12 protein-coding genes are annotated in these 16,017 nt (G+C 72.3%); 6 read left to right on the top strand and 6 right to left on the bottom strand.

Annotation, left to right across the window (positions count from 1 at the left end):
• Positions 1 to 126 precede the first annotated feature (126 nt).
• The 5 genes from carB to pyrR form a co-directional block, all read right to left on the bottom strand.
• Positions 127 to 3,462 carry a carbamoyl-phosphate synthase large subunit gene (gene carB, locus ACZ6W9_RS06330; protein WP_470116829.1) on the bottom strand — a complete coding sequence of 1,112 codons (3,336 nt, stop codon included), beginning with the start codon at positions 3,460 to 3,462 and terminating at the stop codon, positions 127 to 129.
• Positions 3,455 to 4,591 carry a glutamine-hydrolyzing carbamoyl-phosphate synthase small subunit gene (gene carA, locus ACZ6W9_RS06335; RefSeq protein WP_389954821.1) on the bottom strand — a complete coding sequence of 379 codons (1,137 nt, stop codon included), beginning with the start codon at positions 4,589 to 4,591 and terminating at the stop codon, positions 3,455 to 3,457. The genes carB and carA overlap by 8 nt, the downstream gene beginning before the upstream one ends.
• Positions 4,592 to 4,855: 264 nt before the next feature.
• Positions 4,856 to 6,160: a dihydroorotase gene (locus tag ACZ6W9_RS06340; RefSeq protein WP_362934556.1), complete on the bottom strand. Its 1,305-nt coding sequence runs from the start codon at positions 6,158 to 6,160 to the stop codon at positions 4,856 to 4,858.
• The gene (locus tag ACZ6W9_RS06345; protein ID WP_389954824.1) at positions 6,157 to 7,092 is read right to left on the bottom strand and encodes an aspartate carbamoyltransferase catalytic subunit; all 936 of its coding nucleotides are present in this window, start codon (positions 7,090 to 7,092) and stop codon (positions 6,157 to 6,159) included. Before ACZ6W9_RS06345 ends, ACZ6W9_RS06340 begins: the two co-directional genes overlap by 4 nt.
• Positions 7,089 to 7,655 carry a bifunctional pyr operon transcriptional regulator/uracil phosphoribosyltransferase PyrR gene (gene pyrR / locus ACZ6W9_RS06350; protein WP_389954826.1) on the bottom strand — a complete coding sequence of 189 codons (567 nt, stop codon included), beginning with the start codon at positions 7,653 to 7,655 and terminating at the stop codon, positions 7,089 to 7,091. The genes ACZ6W9_RS06345 and pyrR overlap by 4 nt, the downstream gene beginning before the upstream one ends.
• A 272-nt stretch (positions 7,656 to 7,927) precedes the next feature.
• On the opposite strand from pyrR, the gene ACZ6W9_RS06355 reads away from it, so the two are divergent.
• The 6 genes from ACZ6W9_RS06355 (at position 7,928) to ACZ6W9_RS06380 (ending at position 14,800) form a co-directional block, all read left to right on the top strand.
• Positions 7,928 to 9,172 carry an arginine deiminase gene (locus ACZ6W9_RS06355; protein WP_389954829.1) on the top strand — a complete coding sequence of 415 codons (1,245 nt, stop codon included), beginning with the start codon at positions 7,928 to 7,930 and terminating at the stop codon, positions 9,170 to 9,172.
• A gap of 37 nt (positions 9,173 to 9,209) precedes the next feature.
• On the top strand, positions 9,210 to 10,145 hold the full coding sequence (gene arcC / locus ACZ6W9_RS06360; protein WP_470116830.1) for a carbamate kinase: 936 nt from the start codon (positions 9,210 to 9,212) through the stop codon (positions 10,143 to 10,145).
• A 206-nt stretch (positions 10,146 to 10,351) separates the two neighbouring features.
• Positions 10,352 to 11,776 carry an amino acid permease gene (locus tag ACZ6W9_RS06365; protein WP_389954835.1) on the top strand — a complete coding sequence of 475 codons (1,425 nt, stop codon included), beginning with the start codon at positions 10,352 to 10,354 and terminating at the stop codon, positions 11,774 to 11,776.
• The gene (locus ACZ6W9_RS06370; RefSeq protein ID WP_470116831.1) at positions 11,773 to 12,705 is read left to right on the top strand and encodes a universal stress protein; all 933 of its coding nucleotides are present in this window, start codon (positions 11,773 to 11,775) and stop codon (positions 12,703 to 12,705) included. The genes ACZ6W9_RS06365 and ACZ6W9_RS06370 overlap by 4 nt, the downstream gene beginning before the upstream one ends.
• Before the next feature lie 233 nt (positions 12,706 to 12,938).
• Positions 12,939 to 13,433: a transcriptional regulator BldD gene (gene bldD, locus ACZ6W9_RS06375; protein ID WP_179818469.1), complete on the top strand. Its 495-nt coding sequence runs from the start codon at positions 12,939 to 12,941 to the stop codon at positions 13,431 to 13,433.
• 146 nt (positions 13,434 to 13,579) lie between these two features.
• Positions 13,580 to 14,800: a PP2C family protein-serine/threonine phosphatase gene (locus ACZ6W9_RS06380; RefSeq protein WP_389954841.1), complete on the top strand. Its 1,221-nt coding sequence runs from the start codon at positions 13,580 to 13,582 to the stop codon at positions 14,798 to 14,800.
• Positions 14,801 to 15,011: 211 nt separating this feature from the next.
• Here ACZ6W9_RS06380 and ACZ6W9_RS06385 read toward each other — a convergent pair whose 3' ends face one another.
• Entirely contained in the window at positions 15,012 to 15,458 is a 447-nt protein-coding gene (locus ACZ6W9_RS06385; RefSeq protein WP_362934532.1) for an SAV_6107 family HEPN domain-containing protein, read from the bottom strand.
• Between the last annotated feature and the right edge of the window lie 559 nt (positions 15,459 to 16,017).

Genomic DNA, 16,017 nt, shown 5'->3' on the forward strand with positions numbered 1-16,017 from the left:
TGGTCGCGTTCGGCTCCTCGCTCACTCCGCGGACGGCTCATCCTTCGCCGGCCACTTCGCTCACTCGTCCCCTCAGCCGCCCGTCCACACGGTCGCGTTCGGCTCCTCGCTCACTCCGCGGACGGCTCATCCTTCGCCGGCCACTTCGCTCACTCGTCCCCTCAGCCGCTCCGCGTGCTCCTGGAGGGACCGTACCCCCACGTCGCCGCGTACGATCGCCTGGATGCCCTGCACGGCGGCGGCCAGGCCCTGGACGGTCGTGATGCACGGGATGCCCCGCAGCACGGCCGCGGTGCGGATCTCGTAGCCGTCCAGCCGCGGCCCGGACTGGCCGGGGCTGCCAAAGGGCGTGTTCACGATGAGATCCACCTCGCCGTCCAGGATCCGCCGGCCGATGGTCGGTTCACCGTCGGGGCCCGGCCCGTCACTCTGCTTGCGCACGATCTTGGCATGGACGCCGTTGCGGCGCAGCACTTCGGCGGTGCCCTCGCTGGCCAGGATCTCGAAGCCGAGATCGGCGAGCGCCTTCACCGGGAAGATCATGGCGCGCTTGTCCCGGTTCGCCACCGAGACGAACGCCCGTCCCTTGACCGGCAGCGAGCCGTAGGCGGCGGCCTGCGACTTGGCGTAGGCGATGCCGAAGAACTCGTCGATGCCCATCACCTCGCCGGTGGAGCGCATCTCCGGGCCCAGCACCGTGTCCACCGCGTCGTTCATGCTGCGGATGAACCGGTTGAACGGCAGCACCGCCTCCTTGACCGCGATGGGCGCGTCCAGCGGCAGGGTGCCGCCGTCGCCCTCGGCCGGGAGCATGCCCTCCGCGCGCAGTTCGGCGATCCCCGCCCCCATCATCACCCGGGCCGCCGCCTTGGCCAGCGGCACCGCGGTGGCCTTGGAGACGAACGGCACCGTACGGCTGGCGCGCGGGTTGGCCTCCAGCACGTACAGGATGTTCGCCGACATGGCGTACTGCACGTTGATCAGGCCGCGCACGCCCACGCCGCGGGCGATGGCCTCGGTGGCCGCGCGGATGCGCTTGATGTCGTGGCTGCCCAGCGTCATCGGCGGCAGCGAGCACGCCGAGTCGCCGGAGTGGATGCCGGCCTCCTCGATGTGCTCCATGACGCCGCCGAGGTAGAGCTCCTCGCCGTCGAACAGGGCGTCCACGTCGATCTCGACGGCCTCGTCGAGGAACTTGTCCACCAGCACCGGGTGGTCGCTGGCGGCCCCGGCCCGGGACATGTAGGTGACCAGGGTCTCGTCGTCGTAGACGATGGCCATGCCGGCGCCGCCGAGGACGTAGGAGGGCCGCACCAGCACCGGGTAGCCGATCTCGGCGGCGATCTCCAGGGCGTCCTGCTCGCCGGTCGCGGTGCCGTGCCGGGGCGCGGGCAGGCCCGCCTCGGCCAGGACGCGGCCGAACGCGCCGCGCTCCTCGGCGAGGTGGATCGACTCCGGCGAGGTGCCGACGATCGGGACGCCGGCGTCCTTGAGCGCCTGGGCCAGGCCCAGCGGGGTCTGGCCGCCGAGCTGGACGATGACGCCCGCGACCTGGCCGCTCTGCTGCTCGGCGTGGACGACCTCCAGGACGTCCTCCAGGGTGAGCGGCTCGAAGTAGAGCCGGTCGGAGGTGTCGTAGTCGGTGGAGACCGTCTCGGGGTTGCAGTTGACCATGACGGTCTCGTAGCCGGCCTTCGACAGCTCGAAGGAGGCGTGCACGCACGCGTAGTCGAACTCGATGCCCTGGCCGATGCGGTTGGGACCGGAGCCGAGGATGATGACCTTGGGCCGCTCGCCCGGCGGGACCTCGGTCTCCTCGTCGTAGGTGGAGTACAGGTAGGGCGTCCGCGCGGCGAACTCCGCGGCGCAGGTGTCCACCGTGTTGTAGACCGGCCGCACGCCGAGCGCGTGGCGCAGGTCGCGCACCCGCTCCTCGGTCATGTCGCACAGCTCGGCGATCTGCGCGTCGCTGAAGCCGTGCCGCTTGGCCAGGGTCAGCGCCTCGGCGTCGAGCCGCGGGGCCCGGCGCAGCCCGCCGGCGACCTCGTCGATCGCGAAGAGCTGGTCGAGGAACCACGGGTCCACCGAGGTGGCCTCGAACAGCTCCTCGGGCGTCGCCCCGGCGCGGATGGCCTGCTGCATGGCGCGCAGGCGGCCGTCGTGCGGGGTGCGGCAGGCGTCGAGCAGCGCGTCCTTGTCGCCGGGCTCCCCGGCCCAGGTGAAGACCGCGTCCTTCTTCTCCAGGGAGCGCAGCGCCTTCTGCAGGGCCTCGGGGAAGGACCGGCCGATGGCCATGGCCTCGCCGACCGACTTCATGTGGGTGGTCAGCGTCGCGTCGGCCCCGGGGAACTTGTCGAAGGCGAACCGCGGGACCTTGACCACGATGTAGTCGAGCGAGGGCTCGAACGACGCCGGGGTCTCCCGGGTGATGTCGTTGGGGATCTCGTCCAGGGTGTAGCCGATGGCGAGCTTGGCCGCGATCTTGGCGATCGGGAAGCCGGTGGCCTTCGAGGCCAGCGCGCTGGAGCGGGAGACCCGGGGGTTCATCTCGATGACGACCATGCGGCCGGTGGCCGGGTCGACCGCGAACTGGATGTTGCAGCCGCCGGTGTCCACGCCGACCTCGCGGATGACCGCGATGGCGACGTCGCGCATGTTCTGGTACTCGCGGTCGGTCAGGGTCAGCGCGGGGGCCACGGTGACGCTGTCGCCGGTGTGCACGCCCATCGGGTCGAGGTTCTCGATGGAGCAGACGATGACGACGTTGTCGGCCCGGTCGCGCATCACCTCCAGCTCGTACTCCTTCCAGCCGAGGATGGACTCCTCCAGGAGCACCTCGCTGGTCGGGGAGGCGTCGAGGCCGGCCCCGGCGATGCGGCGCAGGCCGTCCTCGTCGTGGGCGAAGCCGGAGCCGACGCCGCCCATGGTGAAGGAGGGGCGCACCACCAGCGGGTAGCCCAGCTCCGTGGCGGCGGCCAGGCACTCGTCCATGGTGTGGCAGACGACCGAGCGGGCCGACTCGGCGTTCAGGCCCCGCTCTGCGGCGACCTTGCCGACGATGGCCTTGAACATCTCGCGGTTCTCGCCCGCCTGGATGGCGTCCACGTCGGCGCCGATCAGCTCGACGCCGTACTCCTCCAGCACCCCGGCCTCGTGCAGCGCGATCGCGGTGTTGAGCGCGGTCTGGCCGCCGAGGGTGGGCAGGAGGGCGTCCGGCCGCTCCTTGGCGATGATCTTCTCGACGATCTCCGGGGTGATCGGCTCGACGTAGGTGGCGTCGGCGAACTCCGGGTCCGTCATGATCGTCGCCGGGTTGCTGTTGACGAGGATCACGCGGAAGCCCTCGGCGCGCAGCACGCGGCAGGCCTGGGTGCCGGAGTAGTCGAACTCGCAGGCCTGGCCGATCACGATCGGCCCGGAGCCGATCACCATGACCGACCGGATGTCCGTGCGCTTAGGCATCCTTATCCTCCGTCTTCATGGTCGCGTGCTGCTCCATCAGGTCGCAGAACCGGTCGAAGAGGCCCGCGGAGTCGTGCGGACCCGCCGCCGCCTCGGGGTGGTACTGGACGCTGAAGGCCGGCCGGTCCGTGAGCCGCAGCCCCTCGACGCAGTCGTCGTTGAGGTTGACGTGGCTGACCTCCGCCGGGCCGTACGGCGTGTCGAACGGCCCGTCCAGCGGCGCCTGTACGGCGAAGCCGTGGTTGTGCGCGGAGATCTCCACCTTGCCGGTGCTCCGGTCCTGGACCGGCTGGTTGACGCCGCGGTGGCCGTAGCGCAGCTTGTAGGTGCCCAGGCCCAGGGCCCGGCCGAAGATCTGGTTGCCGAAACAGATGCCGAAGAACGGCCTGCCCGCGGCGAGGACGCCGCGCAGCGCCTCGACGGCGGCGTCGGCGGTGGCCGGGTCGCCGGGGCCGTTGGAGAAGAAGACCCCGTCGGGGTCGAGCGCGAGGATGTCCTCGGCGGTGCTGGCGGCGGGCAGGACGTGCACCTCGCAGCCGCGCTCGGCCAGCCGGTGCGGGGTCATCGCCTTGATCCCGAGGTCCACGGCCGCCACGGTGAAACGCTTGGCGCCGATCGCCGGCACCACGTACGGCTCGGCGGTGGAGACCTCCCGCGCCAGGTCGGCGCCCTCCATGCCGGGGCTGCGCCGTACGCGCTCCACCAGCTCCTCGACGGTGGCGAGGGCGTCGCCGGAGAAGATCCCGGCGCGCATGGCCCCGCGCTCGCGCAGGTGGCGGGTGAGGGCGCGGGTGCCGGGGATGGCGATGCCGACGACGCCCTGCTCCCGGAGGTAGTCGTCGAGGGAGCGGCGGGCGCGCCAGCTGGAGGAGACGCGGGCGGGCTCGCGGACGACGTAGCCGGCGACCCAGACCCGCGAGGACTCGGGGTCCTCGTCGTTGACGCCGGTGTTGCCGATGTGCGGCGCGGTCATCGCGACGATCTGACGGTGGTACGAGGGGTCGGTGAGCGTCTCCTGGTAGCCGGTCATCCCGGTGTTGAAGACCATCTCGCCGAAGGTCTCTCCCTCGGCGCCGTAGGGCGCCCCTTGGAAGACACGGCCGTCTTCCAGCACTAGCACTGCGGTCACTCGAAAACCCCGATCATATCGGTCACTGCTCCGCAAAGTATGAAATATCAGGCATGTTGGTGGAGGGGGCCTCCACGATGTGAGACGCGCCGTCCGTCCGGCCCCGCCCGCCCGTTCCCGGGCGCGGGCCGGCCGTCACGCGTCCGCGCACGCGTCGTCGGGTGCGCTTCCCCCCGGCGCTCCGCGCCTTCGCGGGCCGGGATCCGGCGGCCCCTCCCGCCCGCCGTACGGAGCGGACCGTACGGCGGGCGGCGGGGTGAGGCGTCAGACGAGCTTGCCGTCCAGGACGGTCGGCCTGCCGCGCAGGAAGGTCGCGACGACCCGGCCGGGCAGCGTCCTGCCCTCGTAGGGCGTGTTGCGGCTGCGCGAGGCGAAGCCCGAGGGGTCCACCTCCGCGCGCGCCGAGGCGTCGTACAGCGTGATGTTGGCCGGGGCGCCCGCCTCGACGGGACGGCCGTGACCGGCCAGGCGGCCGATCCTGGCCGGGGCGTACGACATGCGCTCGGCGACACCCGACCAGTCAAGCAGGCCGGTCTCCACCATGGCCTCGTGAACCACCGACAGCGCCGTCTCCAGTCCGATCATGCCCATCGCCGCGGCGGACCACTCGGTCTCCTTGTCCTCGACCGGGTGCGGCGCGTGGTCGGTGGCGACGCAGTCGATCGTGCCGTCGGCCAGCGCGAGGCGCAGCGCCTCGACGTCGGCGCGGGTGCGCAGCGGCGGGTTGACCTTGTAGATCGGGTTGTAGGCGCCGACCGGGGAGTCCTCGACGAGGTCGTCGGTCAGCAGCAGGTGGTGCGGGGTCACCTCGGCGGTGACGTCCCAGCCCTTGGACTTGGCCCATCGGATGATCTCCACCGAGCCGGCGGTGGAGACGTGGCAGACGTGCAGCCGGGAGCCGACGTGCGCGGCCAGCAGGCAGTCGCGGGCGATGACCGCCTCCTCGGCGACCGCGGGCCAGCCGGTCAGGCCGAGCCTGCCGGAGACCGCGCCCTCGTTCATCTGCGCGCCCGCGGTCAGCCGCGGCTCCTGGGCGTGCTGGGCGATCACTCCGTCGAACGCCTTGACGTACTCCAGGGCGCGGCGCATGAGCACCGCGTCGGAGACGCACTTGCCGTCGTCGGAGAAGACCCGCACCCGGGCCGCCGAGTCGGCCATCGCGCCGAGCTCGGCCAGCCGCTCGCCCTCCAGGCCGACGGTGACGGCGCCCACCGGGCGCACGTCGCAGTGGCCGGCCTCCTGGCCCAGCCGCCAGACCTGCTCGACGACGCCGGCGGTGTCGGCGACCGGGTCGGTGTTGGCCATGGCGTGGACGGCGGTGTAGCCGCCCAGGGCGGCGGCGCGGGTGCCGGTCTCGACGGTCTCGGCGTCCTCCCGGCCCGGCTCGCGCAGGTGGGTGTGCAGGTCGACGAGGCCGGGCAGGGCGATGAGGCCCCGGGCGTCGATCGTCTCGTCGCCGGTCAGCCCCTGGCCGACCTCCTCGACGACCCCGCCGCGGACGAGGATGTCGGCGGGCTCGCCGCCGAGGATCCGCGCTCCCTTGATCACTGTGCTTCGCTGCTCGCTCACTGTCGGATCTCTCCCCCGAGGTCGGCGCCGCCCAGCAGCAGGTACAGGACGGCCATGCGCGTGGTCACCCCGTTGGCGACCTGCTCGACGATCGTCGAGCGCGGTGAGTCGGCCACCTCGGCCGCGATCTCCATGCCCCGGTTCATCGGGCCGGGGTGCATCACGATGGCGTCGTCGTGCATCCTGGCGACGCGGTCGCGGTCGAGGCCGTAGCGGCGGCTGTACTCCCGCTCGGTGGGGAAGAACGCGGCGTTCATCCGCTCGCGCTGGACGCGCAGCATCATCACCACGTCCGATTTGGGCAGCACGGCGTCGAGGTCGTAGGAGACCTCGCAGGGCCAGGAGCCGACGCTCACCGGCAGCAGGGTCGGCGGGGCGACCAGGGTCACCTCGGCGCCGAGCGTGCTCAGCAGCAGGACGTTGGAGCGGGCCACCCGGCTGTGCAGCACGTCGCCGACGATGGTGACCTTCCTGCCGTCCAGCGGGCCCAGGCGGCGGCGCATGGTGAAGGCGTCGAGCAGCGCCTGGGTGGGGTGCTCGTGGGTGCCGTCGCCGGCGTTGACGACGCTGCCGCGGACCCAGCCGGCCAGGCGGTGCGGCGCGCCGGAGGCGCCGTGCCGGATGACGACGGCGTCGGCGCCCATCGCCTCCAGGGTCAGCGCGGTGTCCTTGAGGGACTCGCCCTTGGAGACGCTGGAGCCCTTGGCCGAGAAGTTGATCACGTCGGCCGACAGGCGCTTGGCCGCCGCCTCGAAGGAGATCCGGGTCCGGGTGGAGTCCTCGAAGAAGAGGTTGACCACCGTACGGCCGCGCAGCGTCGGCAGCTTCTTGATCGAGCGGTCCGAGATCTTGGCCAGCTCGTCGGCGGTGTCGAGGATGAGCAGGGCGTCGTCGCGGCTCAGGTCGGCCGCGGAGATGAGATGGCGCCTCACCGGTCGTCCCCCCTCAGCAGCAGGACGGCGTCGCGGCCGTCGTTCTCCTCCAGGTAGACCTTGACGATCTCGGACTTGGAGGTGGGGAGGTTCTTGCCCACGTAGTCGGCGCGGATCGGCAGCTCGCGGTGGCCGCGGTCGACCAGGGCGGCGAGCTGCACGGCCTGCGGGCGGCCCAGGTCGTTGAGCGCGTCGAGCGCGGAGCGGACCGTGCGGCCGGAGAAGAGGACGTCGTCGACGAGGACGACGACCCTGCCGTCGATGCCGTCGGCGGGCAGGTCGGTGCGGCCGAGGGCGCGGGCCGGGCGCAGCCGCAGGTCGTCGCGGTACATCGTGATGTCGAGCGACCCGACGGGCACCGGGCGGCCCTCGAAGCGGGCGATGTGGCCGGCCAGGCGGCGGGCCAGGTGGACACCCCGGGTGGGGATGCCGAGCAGGACGATGTCCTCGGCACCCTTGGTGCGTTCGAGGATCTCGTGGGAGATGCGGATCAGGGCGCGGTTGATGTCGGGTCCCTCGAGGACCGCCCGCGCGTCCTGGGCATGCGAAACGGCGTCAGCCAAAAGAACACCACCTTTCCCGCCTCACGGGACGGGTCTTAAAGGAAGTCGACGCCTCACGGTAGCAGGCGCGCCGTGATGCCTCCCAACCAGCCCCTTCGCGCCTCCGGCGTCGCCGGGCGGGGCGCGGGCCGTTCCGGCCTTCCGGCGGCGACCTGCGGGAAAAACTCCAAAAAGAGGGAAGAACCCGAAGAACCGGGAAAACCGGGAAAGCAGTGGATGAACCACCCCTGAAGCGCCCGATGCGCATCGAGGCAACACGGAGGACGAAAGACATGACCTTCCACGTCGGCTCCGAGGTGGGCAGGCTCCGCCGCGTCCTGCTGGACCGGCCCGAGCTGGCCCTGCGGCGCCTCACCCCCTCCAACAAGGAGGACTTCCTCTTCGACGAGGTGCTGTGGGTGGAGCGCGCGATGGAGGAGCACCGGCAGTTCGAGCGCATCCTGCGCGAGCGGGGCGTCGTCGTGCACCTGCTGGCCGACCTGCTGCGCGAGACGGTCGAGGTCCCCGAGGCGCGCAAATACGTCCTCGACAACGTCATCGACGAGCGCTACTTCGGGCCGATGGCCGTCGACGCGCTGCGCAACGCGCTGGACTCGATGGACGCGGCCGACCTGCAGCGCCACCTCGTCGGCGGCATCACCAAGCGCGAGCTGGTGGAGCGGGGCACCGACCCCAAGAGCCTGGCGTTCCACACGCGCGAGCCGGACGAGTTCGTCCTGCCGCCGCTGCCCAACCACCTGTTCACCCGCGACACCTCCTGCTGGATCTACGGCGGCGTCTCGATCAACGCGATGCGCCGCAAGGCCCGCCGCCGCGAGACCGTCAACTACCAGGCGATCTACCGCTACCACCCGATGTTCGCCTCCGGCTACGACCGGCCGGGCGAGGGCGGCTACGACGTCTGGATGCCCGGCATGTCGGCCGCGCCCGCCACCATCGAGGGCGGCGACGTCCTGGTCATCGGCCGGGGGGCGGTCCTGGTCGGGATGAGCGAGCGCACCAGGCCCGAGGCGGTGGAGATGCTCGCGCGCAGCCTGTTCGCCCGGGGCGGCGCCGAGCGGATCGTCGCGCTGCACCTGCCGAAGGCCAGGGCGTTCATGCACCTGGACACCGTCATGACGAACGTGGACGTCGGGGTGTTCACCAAGTTCGCCGGCCTGGGCATGCTGCCCTCCTACACGGTCGAGCCCGGCGACACCGAGAAGGAACTCAAGATCACCGACCACGCCCCCGAGGACATGCACCGGGCCATCGCCCGCGCCATAGGGCTGGACGACATCGAGATCCTCACGCCCACGCAGGACGTCCGCGCGGCCGAGCGGGAGCAGTGGGACGACGGCTGCAACACGCTGGCCGTCGAGCCGGGCGTGGTCATCGGCTACGAGCGCAACACCGTCACCAACGACCACCTGCGCGCGAACGGCATCGAGGTGATCACCACCCCGGGCGGCGAGCTCGGCCGGGGCCGGGGCGGCCCGCGCTGCATGAGCTGCCCCCTCGAACGCGACGGCGTCTGAGAAGGCCGCCGTGACGACCACCCCGGGAGGCTGAGCCGTGCGCATCCTGGTCGCCCTCGGAGGGAACGCCCTGCTGCGGCGCGGGCAGCGGCCCGACGCCGAGGCGCAGCGGGACAACGTCCTGGCCGCCGCCGCGTCGCTGGCGAAGCTGGCCGTACGGCACGAGCTCATCGTGACCCACGGCAACGGCCCCCAGGTGGGCGTGCTGGCCCTGGAGAGCGCGCACGACCCCGAGCTGAGCCGGCCCTACCCGCTCGACACGATCGGCGCCGAGACGCAGGGCATGATCGGCTACTGGCTGCTGCAGGCGCTGCAGAACGCCCTGCCGGGGCGTCAGGTCGCCGCGCTGGTCAACCAGACGCTCGTCTCGGCCGTGGACCCCGCCTTCGACGACCCCGCCAAGTTCGTCGGCCAGGGCTACGAGAAGGAGGAGGCCGAGAAGCTGGCCGCCCGGTACGGCTGGACCGTCAAGCAGGACGGCGACCGCTGGCGGCGGGTCGTGCCCTCCCCCGTGCCGCAGCGGGTGGTGGAGACCCGGCTGATCCGCCGCCTGGTCCGCGACGGCGTCCTGACGATCTGCGCGGGCGGCGGCGGCATCCCGGTCATCCGCAACGAGGTCGGCCTGCTCCAGGGGATCGAGGCCGTCGTCGACAAGGACCTGACCGCCGCGCTGCTCGCCGAGGCGCTGGAGGCGGACGTGTTCATGTCGCTGACCGACGTGCCGGGGGTCGCCAGGAACTTCGGCACCCCGCGGCAGGAGGAGATCGCCCGCACCACGCCCCACGAGCTGCGCGCCGAGCACTTCCCGGCCGGTTCCATGGGGCCCAAGGTGGAGGCGGTCGCCCGGTTCGTCGAGACGACCGGCGACATGGCCGCCATCGGCAGGCTGGAGGACGCGGCGCGGATCCTTGAGGGCACGGCGGGCACCATCGTCACGCCCGGCGGCACCTGGCCGCCGGACGGCGTGCCGTGACCTCCGGGGCCTCCGGGGCCCGGCCGCGGGGCCCCGCCGTACGGCCCCGGGAGGCCGGGGACCCCGCCGTACGGCCCGGCGGCCTCCGGGACCCCTCCGTACGGCCCGGCGGCGTCCGGGGCGCCCGGCCGGGGTAATGCCCTCCGCGAGGGGCGGAGCAGGGCGCGGGCCGCGCACCCGCGCGCGACGAGGGGAAGGGGGCGCCGATGGTCTCCATGGCGCGCCGGCTGCTGCGCACCAAGCCGGCCGACGAGATCGTCGCCGAGGGCGGCCACGGCGAGGGCGGCGAGCTGCGCCGGACCATGACCATGTGGCAGCTGACCCTCTTCAGCGTCGGCGCCACCCTCGGCACCGGCATCTTCGTCATCCTCGGCCAGGCCGTGCCGAAGGCCGGTCCCGCGGTGGTCGCCTCCTTCGTGCTGGCCGCGGTCACCGCCCTGTTCTCCGCGCTGTCCTACGCCGAGCTGGCCGGCACGATCCCGGTCTCCGGGTCGTCCTACTCCTACGCCTACGCGACGATGGGCGAGCTGGTGGCGTGGGTGTGCGGCTGGTGCCTGATGCTGGAGTACGCGGTCTCGGTGGCGGCCGTGGCGGTCGGCTGGGGCGAGTACCTCAACCGCTTCCTGGAGGACCTGTCCGGCACGCGCCTGCCCGACGCCGTCACCCACTCCCCCGGCGACCAGGGCGGCGTGCTGAACCTCACCGCGATCCTGATCGTGCTGCTGGCCACCTGGCTGCTGCTGCGCGGCGCCTCCGAGAGCGCCAGGGCCAACGTCGTCTTCGTGCTCATCAAGATCGTGGTGCTGGTGTTCTTCTGCGCGGTGGCCTTCAGCGCGTTCCGCGCGGGCAACCTCACGCCGTTCGCCCCGCTGGGCATGGCCGGCGTCACCGCCGCCGCCTCGCAGGTGTTCTTCTCCTACATCGGCTTCGACGCCGCCTCCACGGCCGGAGAGGAGGCGCGCGACCCCAAGCGCGACCTGCCGCGGGCGATCATCCTGTCCCTGGTCATCGTCACGATCGTCTACGTCGCGGTGGCGCTGTCGGCCGTCGGCGCCATGCACTGGCGGCTGTTCGACCCGAACACCACCGAGGCCAGCCTCGCCCTGGTCGCCGACCGGGCCACCGGGGCGACCTGGCCGGGGATCGTCATCTCCTTCGGCGCGGTCGTCGCCATCGCCAGCGTCGTGCTCACCGTCCTGTACGGCCAGACCCGCATCCTGTTCGCGATGTCACGCGACGGCCTGATCCCGAAGGTCTTCCAGCGGGTGGACCCGCGCCGTCAGGTGCCGGTCGCCAACACCCTCATCGTGGCCCTGTTCGTCTCGACGCTGGCCGGGTTCGTCCCGCTCGGCCAGCTCGCCGAGGCGACCAGCATCGGCACCCTGTTCGCCTTCGCGATCGTCAACGCGGGTGTGCTCGTGCTGCGCCGGACCCGCCCGGAGCTGCCGCGCAGCTTCCGCACGCCGTTCTTCCCCGTCACCCCGATCCTCGGGGTGATCTTCTGCTTCGTCGTGATGGCCGGGCTCGCGTCCGTCACCTGGCTCGCGTTCGGGGCCTGGATGGCGGCCGGTCTGCTCGCCTACTTCCTGTACGGCTACCGCCACTCCCGTCTCAACCGGAGCGCCAGATGAAGATCGAGCACATCCTCGCCGGGTTCATCCCCGAGACACGGGGCAGGGACGGGCTGGCGCTGGCCGTGCTGCTGGCCAGGCAGGCCGGGGCCCGGCTGACCGTCGGACACGTCCACCCGCCCGCCTGGCCCACGCCGGGCCCCGGGAAGGTCGACGCCGAGTGGCGGGCCTACATCACCGCGCAGGCCGCCCAGGCGCTGCAGCAGGCGCGGCTGGCCCTGACCGGCGTCCGGGACGTGCCGATCGACTACATGCTGGAGGCCGACCGCGGCAGCGGGCGCGGGCTGGTCGGGCTCGCCGGGCGGATCGGCGCCGACGCGGTGGTCATCGGCTCCGCGCCCAGGGGCTCCCGGGGCCGCATCGCACTGGGCAGCACCGCCGACCAGCTCCTGCACTCCTGCCCGGTGCCCGTCGCCCTGGCCCCGCGCGGGTACGCCGAGGACCACCCGCCGGCGATCCGGCGGCTGGTCGTGGCCTACCGCCGCGACCCCGCCTCCGACGACGCCGTACGGCCGGCCGCGGAGATCGCCGTGGCGCTGGGGACGCCGCTGCACCTGATCACCCTGGTCGTGAGCCGGGGGATGCGGGTGAAGGCGGCCGAGCAGACGCTCGACCGGCTGCGTGAGCGGGCCGCCGCCGACCTCGGTGAGGCGGCGCACGGGCACGACGTGGAGGTCACGACGCAGGTGCTGGAGGGCGGGGACGTGGCGTCCGCGCTCGGCGGCGCCGGGTGCGAGGGCGCGCTGCTGGTCTGCGCCTCCAGCACGGCCGGCCCGCTGCGCCGGGTCTTCCTCGGCGACACGTCAATGAAGATCATCCGCGCGTCGGCGTGCCCGGTGATGATGCTGCCCCGCAACCCGCCGCCGCGGCCGTCCGGCACGGCGACCCATGGGGCCGTATCGCCCATGCGGGACAACTGCGGCCTTTGAGGCGGAACCCACCGGACCGGATTCCGCATCTTTTTTCCAATCAGCTTGACCTTGGGCGTCCACCGCTTTACCGTCACTGTCCGTAACCGCACCTCGCGGCCTTATCGGGTAAACCCTGACGCTCCCGTCACCGAAGGTCCCTGTCCCGCGCACCAACCCAGCGGTTGGGGCATAAGTTGCGAGGGAGCACAATCAAGTGAAAGCAGTGCATAACAGAGCCGGGGGGCCACACTATGCCGTCTGAGTACGCCAAGTCGCTGGGTGCACGACTCCGTGCCATCCGCACCCAGCAGGGCCTGTCCCTGCACGGAGTCGAAGAGAAGTCGCGCGGGCGCTGGAAGGCGGTCGTGGTCGGCTCCTATGAGCGCGGTGACCGCGCCGTGACGGTCCAGAAGCTTGCCGAACTGGCTGATTTCTACGGCGTGCCGGTTTCGGAGCTGCTGCCCGGCGGCGCCGCGCCGAGTCCGCTCGGCCCGACGCCGAAGCTTGTCATCGACCTTGAGCGCCTTGCCCAGCTCCCCAAGGAGAAGGCCGGCGCGCTGGCCCGTTACGCCGCCACCATCCAGAGCCAGCGTGGCGACTACAACGGCAAGGTGCTGTCCATCCGCCAGGAGGACCTCCGCTCCCTGGCGGTGATCTACGACAAGTCCCCGGCCGAGCTCACCGAGGAGCTCATCAACTGGGGCGTGCTCGATCCCGAGGCACGGCGCGCCGTCGAGTCGTTCTGACCGTCGCCGTGGGCGTGCCGCCGCGGCGCGCCCACGGCCGCGGAGCGCGACACGCCGTATCCCCGGAAGATCACTCGCATACCGCCACAGAAGACCTTCGCTGTGGTAGGAAAAGGCAAATACGGCTTTAGCGAGATGTGGTGAACATGGCACGGAGAGAGGATCGGCACGATCACTCTCCTCCGTCCCCGAAAAGCCGCCTCGACGTCGTCGTGGCGATGCTCGGCTCGACGAAGACCCGCGCCTTCCTGCGGCTGCTGACCTCCGTCGGGGCCAGCAGGACCCAGGACACCCTACGGCTGCTGCCCTTCGTCGTCATGGCCGTGGTCGCCCTGGCCGACCTCGGCTCGGGCCCGGAGACCGGGCTGCTCCCCCTGCTGGCCCTCGGCCCGGCGTTCGCCAGCGTCGCCTGCGGCCTGGGCCGGACGACGGTGGTCGGGATCGTCGCGCTGGCGCTGTGCGTCGCCCTCGGCCTGCACTACGACGTCCTGTGGAGCTCCCGCACCAACATCACCATGATGGCCATCCTGGGCGTCACCATGGCCAGCGTGCTGGCCAGCGCCGGCCGGCTCCGCCACGAACGGCAACTCGCCGACGTCCGCTCGGTGGCCGAGGCCGCCCAGCGGGTTCTGCTGCGGCCGGTGCCGCGCCGGGCCGGACCCGAGATCGGCGTCGCCGTCTCCTACACCTCCGCCACCGCCGAGGCCCGGATCGGCGGCGACCTGTACGACGTGGTCACCACCCCGCACGGGGTGCGGATCATCGTCGGGGACGTGCAGGGCAAGGGCCTGGAGGCGGTGGAGACGGCCGCGGTGGTGCTGGGCGCCTTCCGGGAGGCCGCCCACGACGAGACCGGGCTGCTGCGCGTGGTGACCCGCCTGGAGAACGCCCTGACCAGAGAGCTTTCGGGCGAGCAGTTCGTGACGGCGATCCTCGCCGAGATCACCGGCGACGCCTCCATCACCATCGTCAACTGCGGTCACCCGCCGCCCATGGTGCTGGGAGCCGGCGGCAAGCAGTGCTTCGCCGAACCGCCCGAGGAGGCGCTGCCCCTGGGCATGGGCGCACTGCGGGTCAGCGAGCCGAAACCGTACCGCATCCCCTTCGAACCCGGGGAGCAGGTGCTCTTCTACACCGACGGGGTCATCGAGGCGCGCAACGGGGCGGGCGAGTTCTATCCGCTGGAGGCGCGGGCGCACCTGCTCGGCGGATCGGATCCGCAACTGGCCCTGGACGCCCTGCGCGCCGACCTGCTGCGGCACGTGGGCCGCCCGCTGGGCGACGACGCCGCGATGCTCCTGCTGCGCCACCGGGTGGACCGCCGGACGGACTCCTCGGACGCGTCAGCCCCCTCGGCGGTCCCCTGAGCCCGGCCCGGGTCTCCTGAGCCGCGCCCCCTGCCCCAGGTCTCCTGAATGCCCGGCAGGGGTCTCTTGAGCGCCCGGCAGGGGTCTCCTGAGTGCCCGGCAGGGCCACAGGACGGGACCGGGACGCCGCGGACGCGGGCGACGGGATGACGGAACGACGCGGTGAGGGGCGCGCCTGCCGGCGTGTGAGGGGGTGCGCCGGGCGGCGGGGTCAGCCGGCCAGCGGGACGCTGCCGGGCAGGGTGGGCTGGACGGGCACGCCGAGCATCTTCTCGACGGTGGCGACGAACCGCTCCGCCTCGGAGATCAGCTCCTCGGCGTCGCGCGCCGACACCACGCGCGTCATGCCGGCCTCGGCCGAGGCACGCTTGGTGGCGCTCATCTCGAAATAGGGGGCCCAGTCGGCCAGCCGGGGCTCCGCCTCCGGCAGCAGCTCCCAGGCGCTGCGCAGCCTGCGCCTGCGGCCGTCCATGGGGCGCGGGCGGGCGGCCAGGACCGCGGCGGCGGCACGCAGGGCCGCCAGGTGGGCCGCGACGTAGCGGGTGGCGGGGGTGGTCGCGGCGGCGGCCTCCTCCAGGCAGTCGCGCGCATCGGCCAGATGCGCCCGGACCGTGGGCGAGAGCCGGGGCCCGCCCGAGTCACCGGGTCGATGGATCACTGCGCTTCAACCTCCTTGGTCGCAAGCGGCTCCCGGCGTTCTCACCGGTGATGTCAAGGCTCGCAGACACCACCGACAAATCCGCCGGGCGGCCGGACGAGGAGCTTCCCCTCTCCCCGTCCGGTTCCCGCCCGCCGTCGCCGCCGTGACGGCGGCGACGGCGGACGACCGCCCCTGGACGCGAGCCGCGAGCCTCGCATCTTTACATCGAACATAAATTCGATCACCCGCACTGTCAAGCAGTGCGGCGAACAAAGGTTCGATCGGCGGGAAAAGCGAGAACCCCGGGAGATGGGGATCTCCCGGGGTTCTCCGCGCTCGAACAGGCGCTCGGGGACGGCCGGCGAACCGGCGGGACGGGCTCCCGCCGCGGCCGCCGCGCGCCCCCGCGGCCTCCGCCGTACCGGCTCCGCCGGGGAACGGCGGGCCGCGGCGGAGACGGCGTACGGGGAGGCGGCGGACGGGCCGCGGTGGAGACCGCGGACGGTCCCTGTGGGCTAGCTCACGAACCTCCTGCGGACGGTCCCCGTGGGCTACCGCACGAACCTCCCGCGGACGG

Source organism: Streptosporangium sp. NPDC053982, assembly GCF_055585205.1.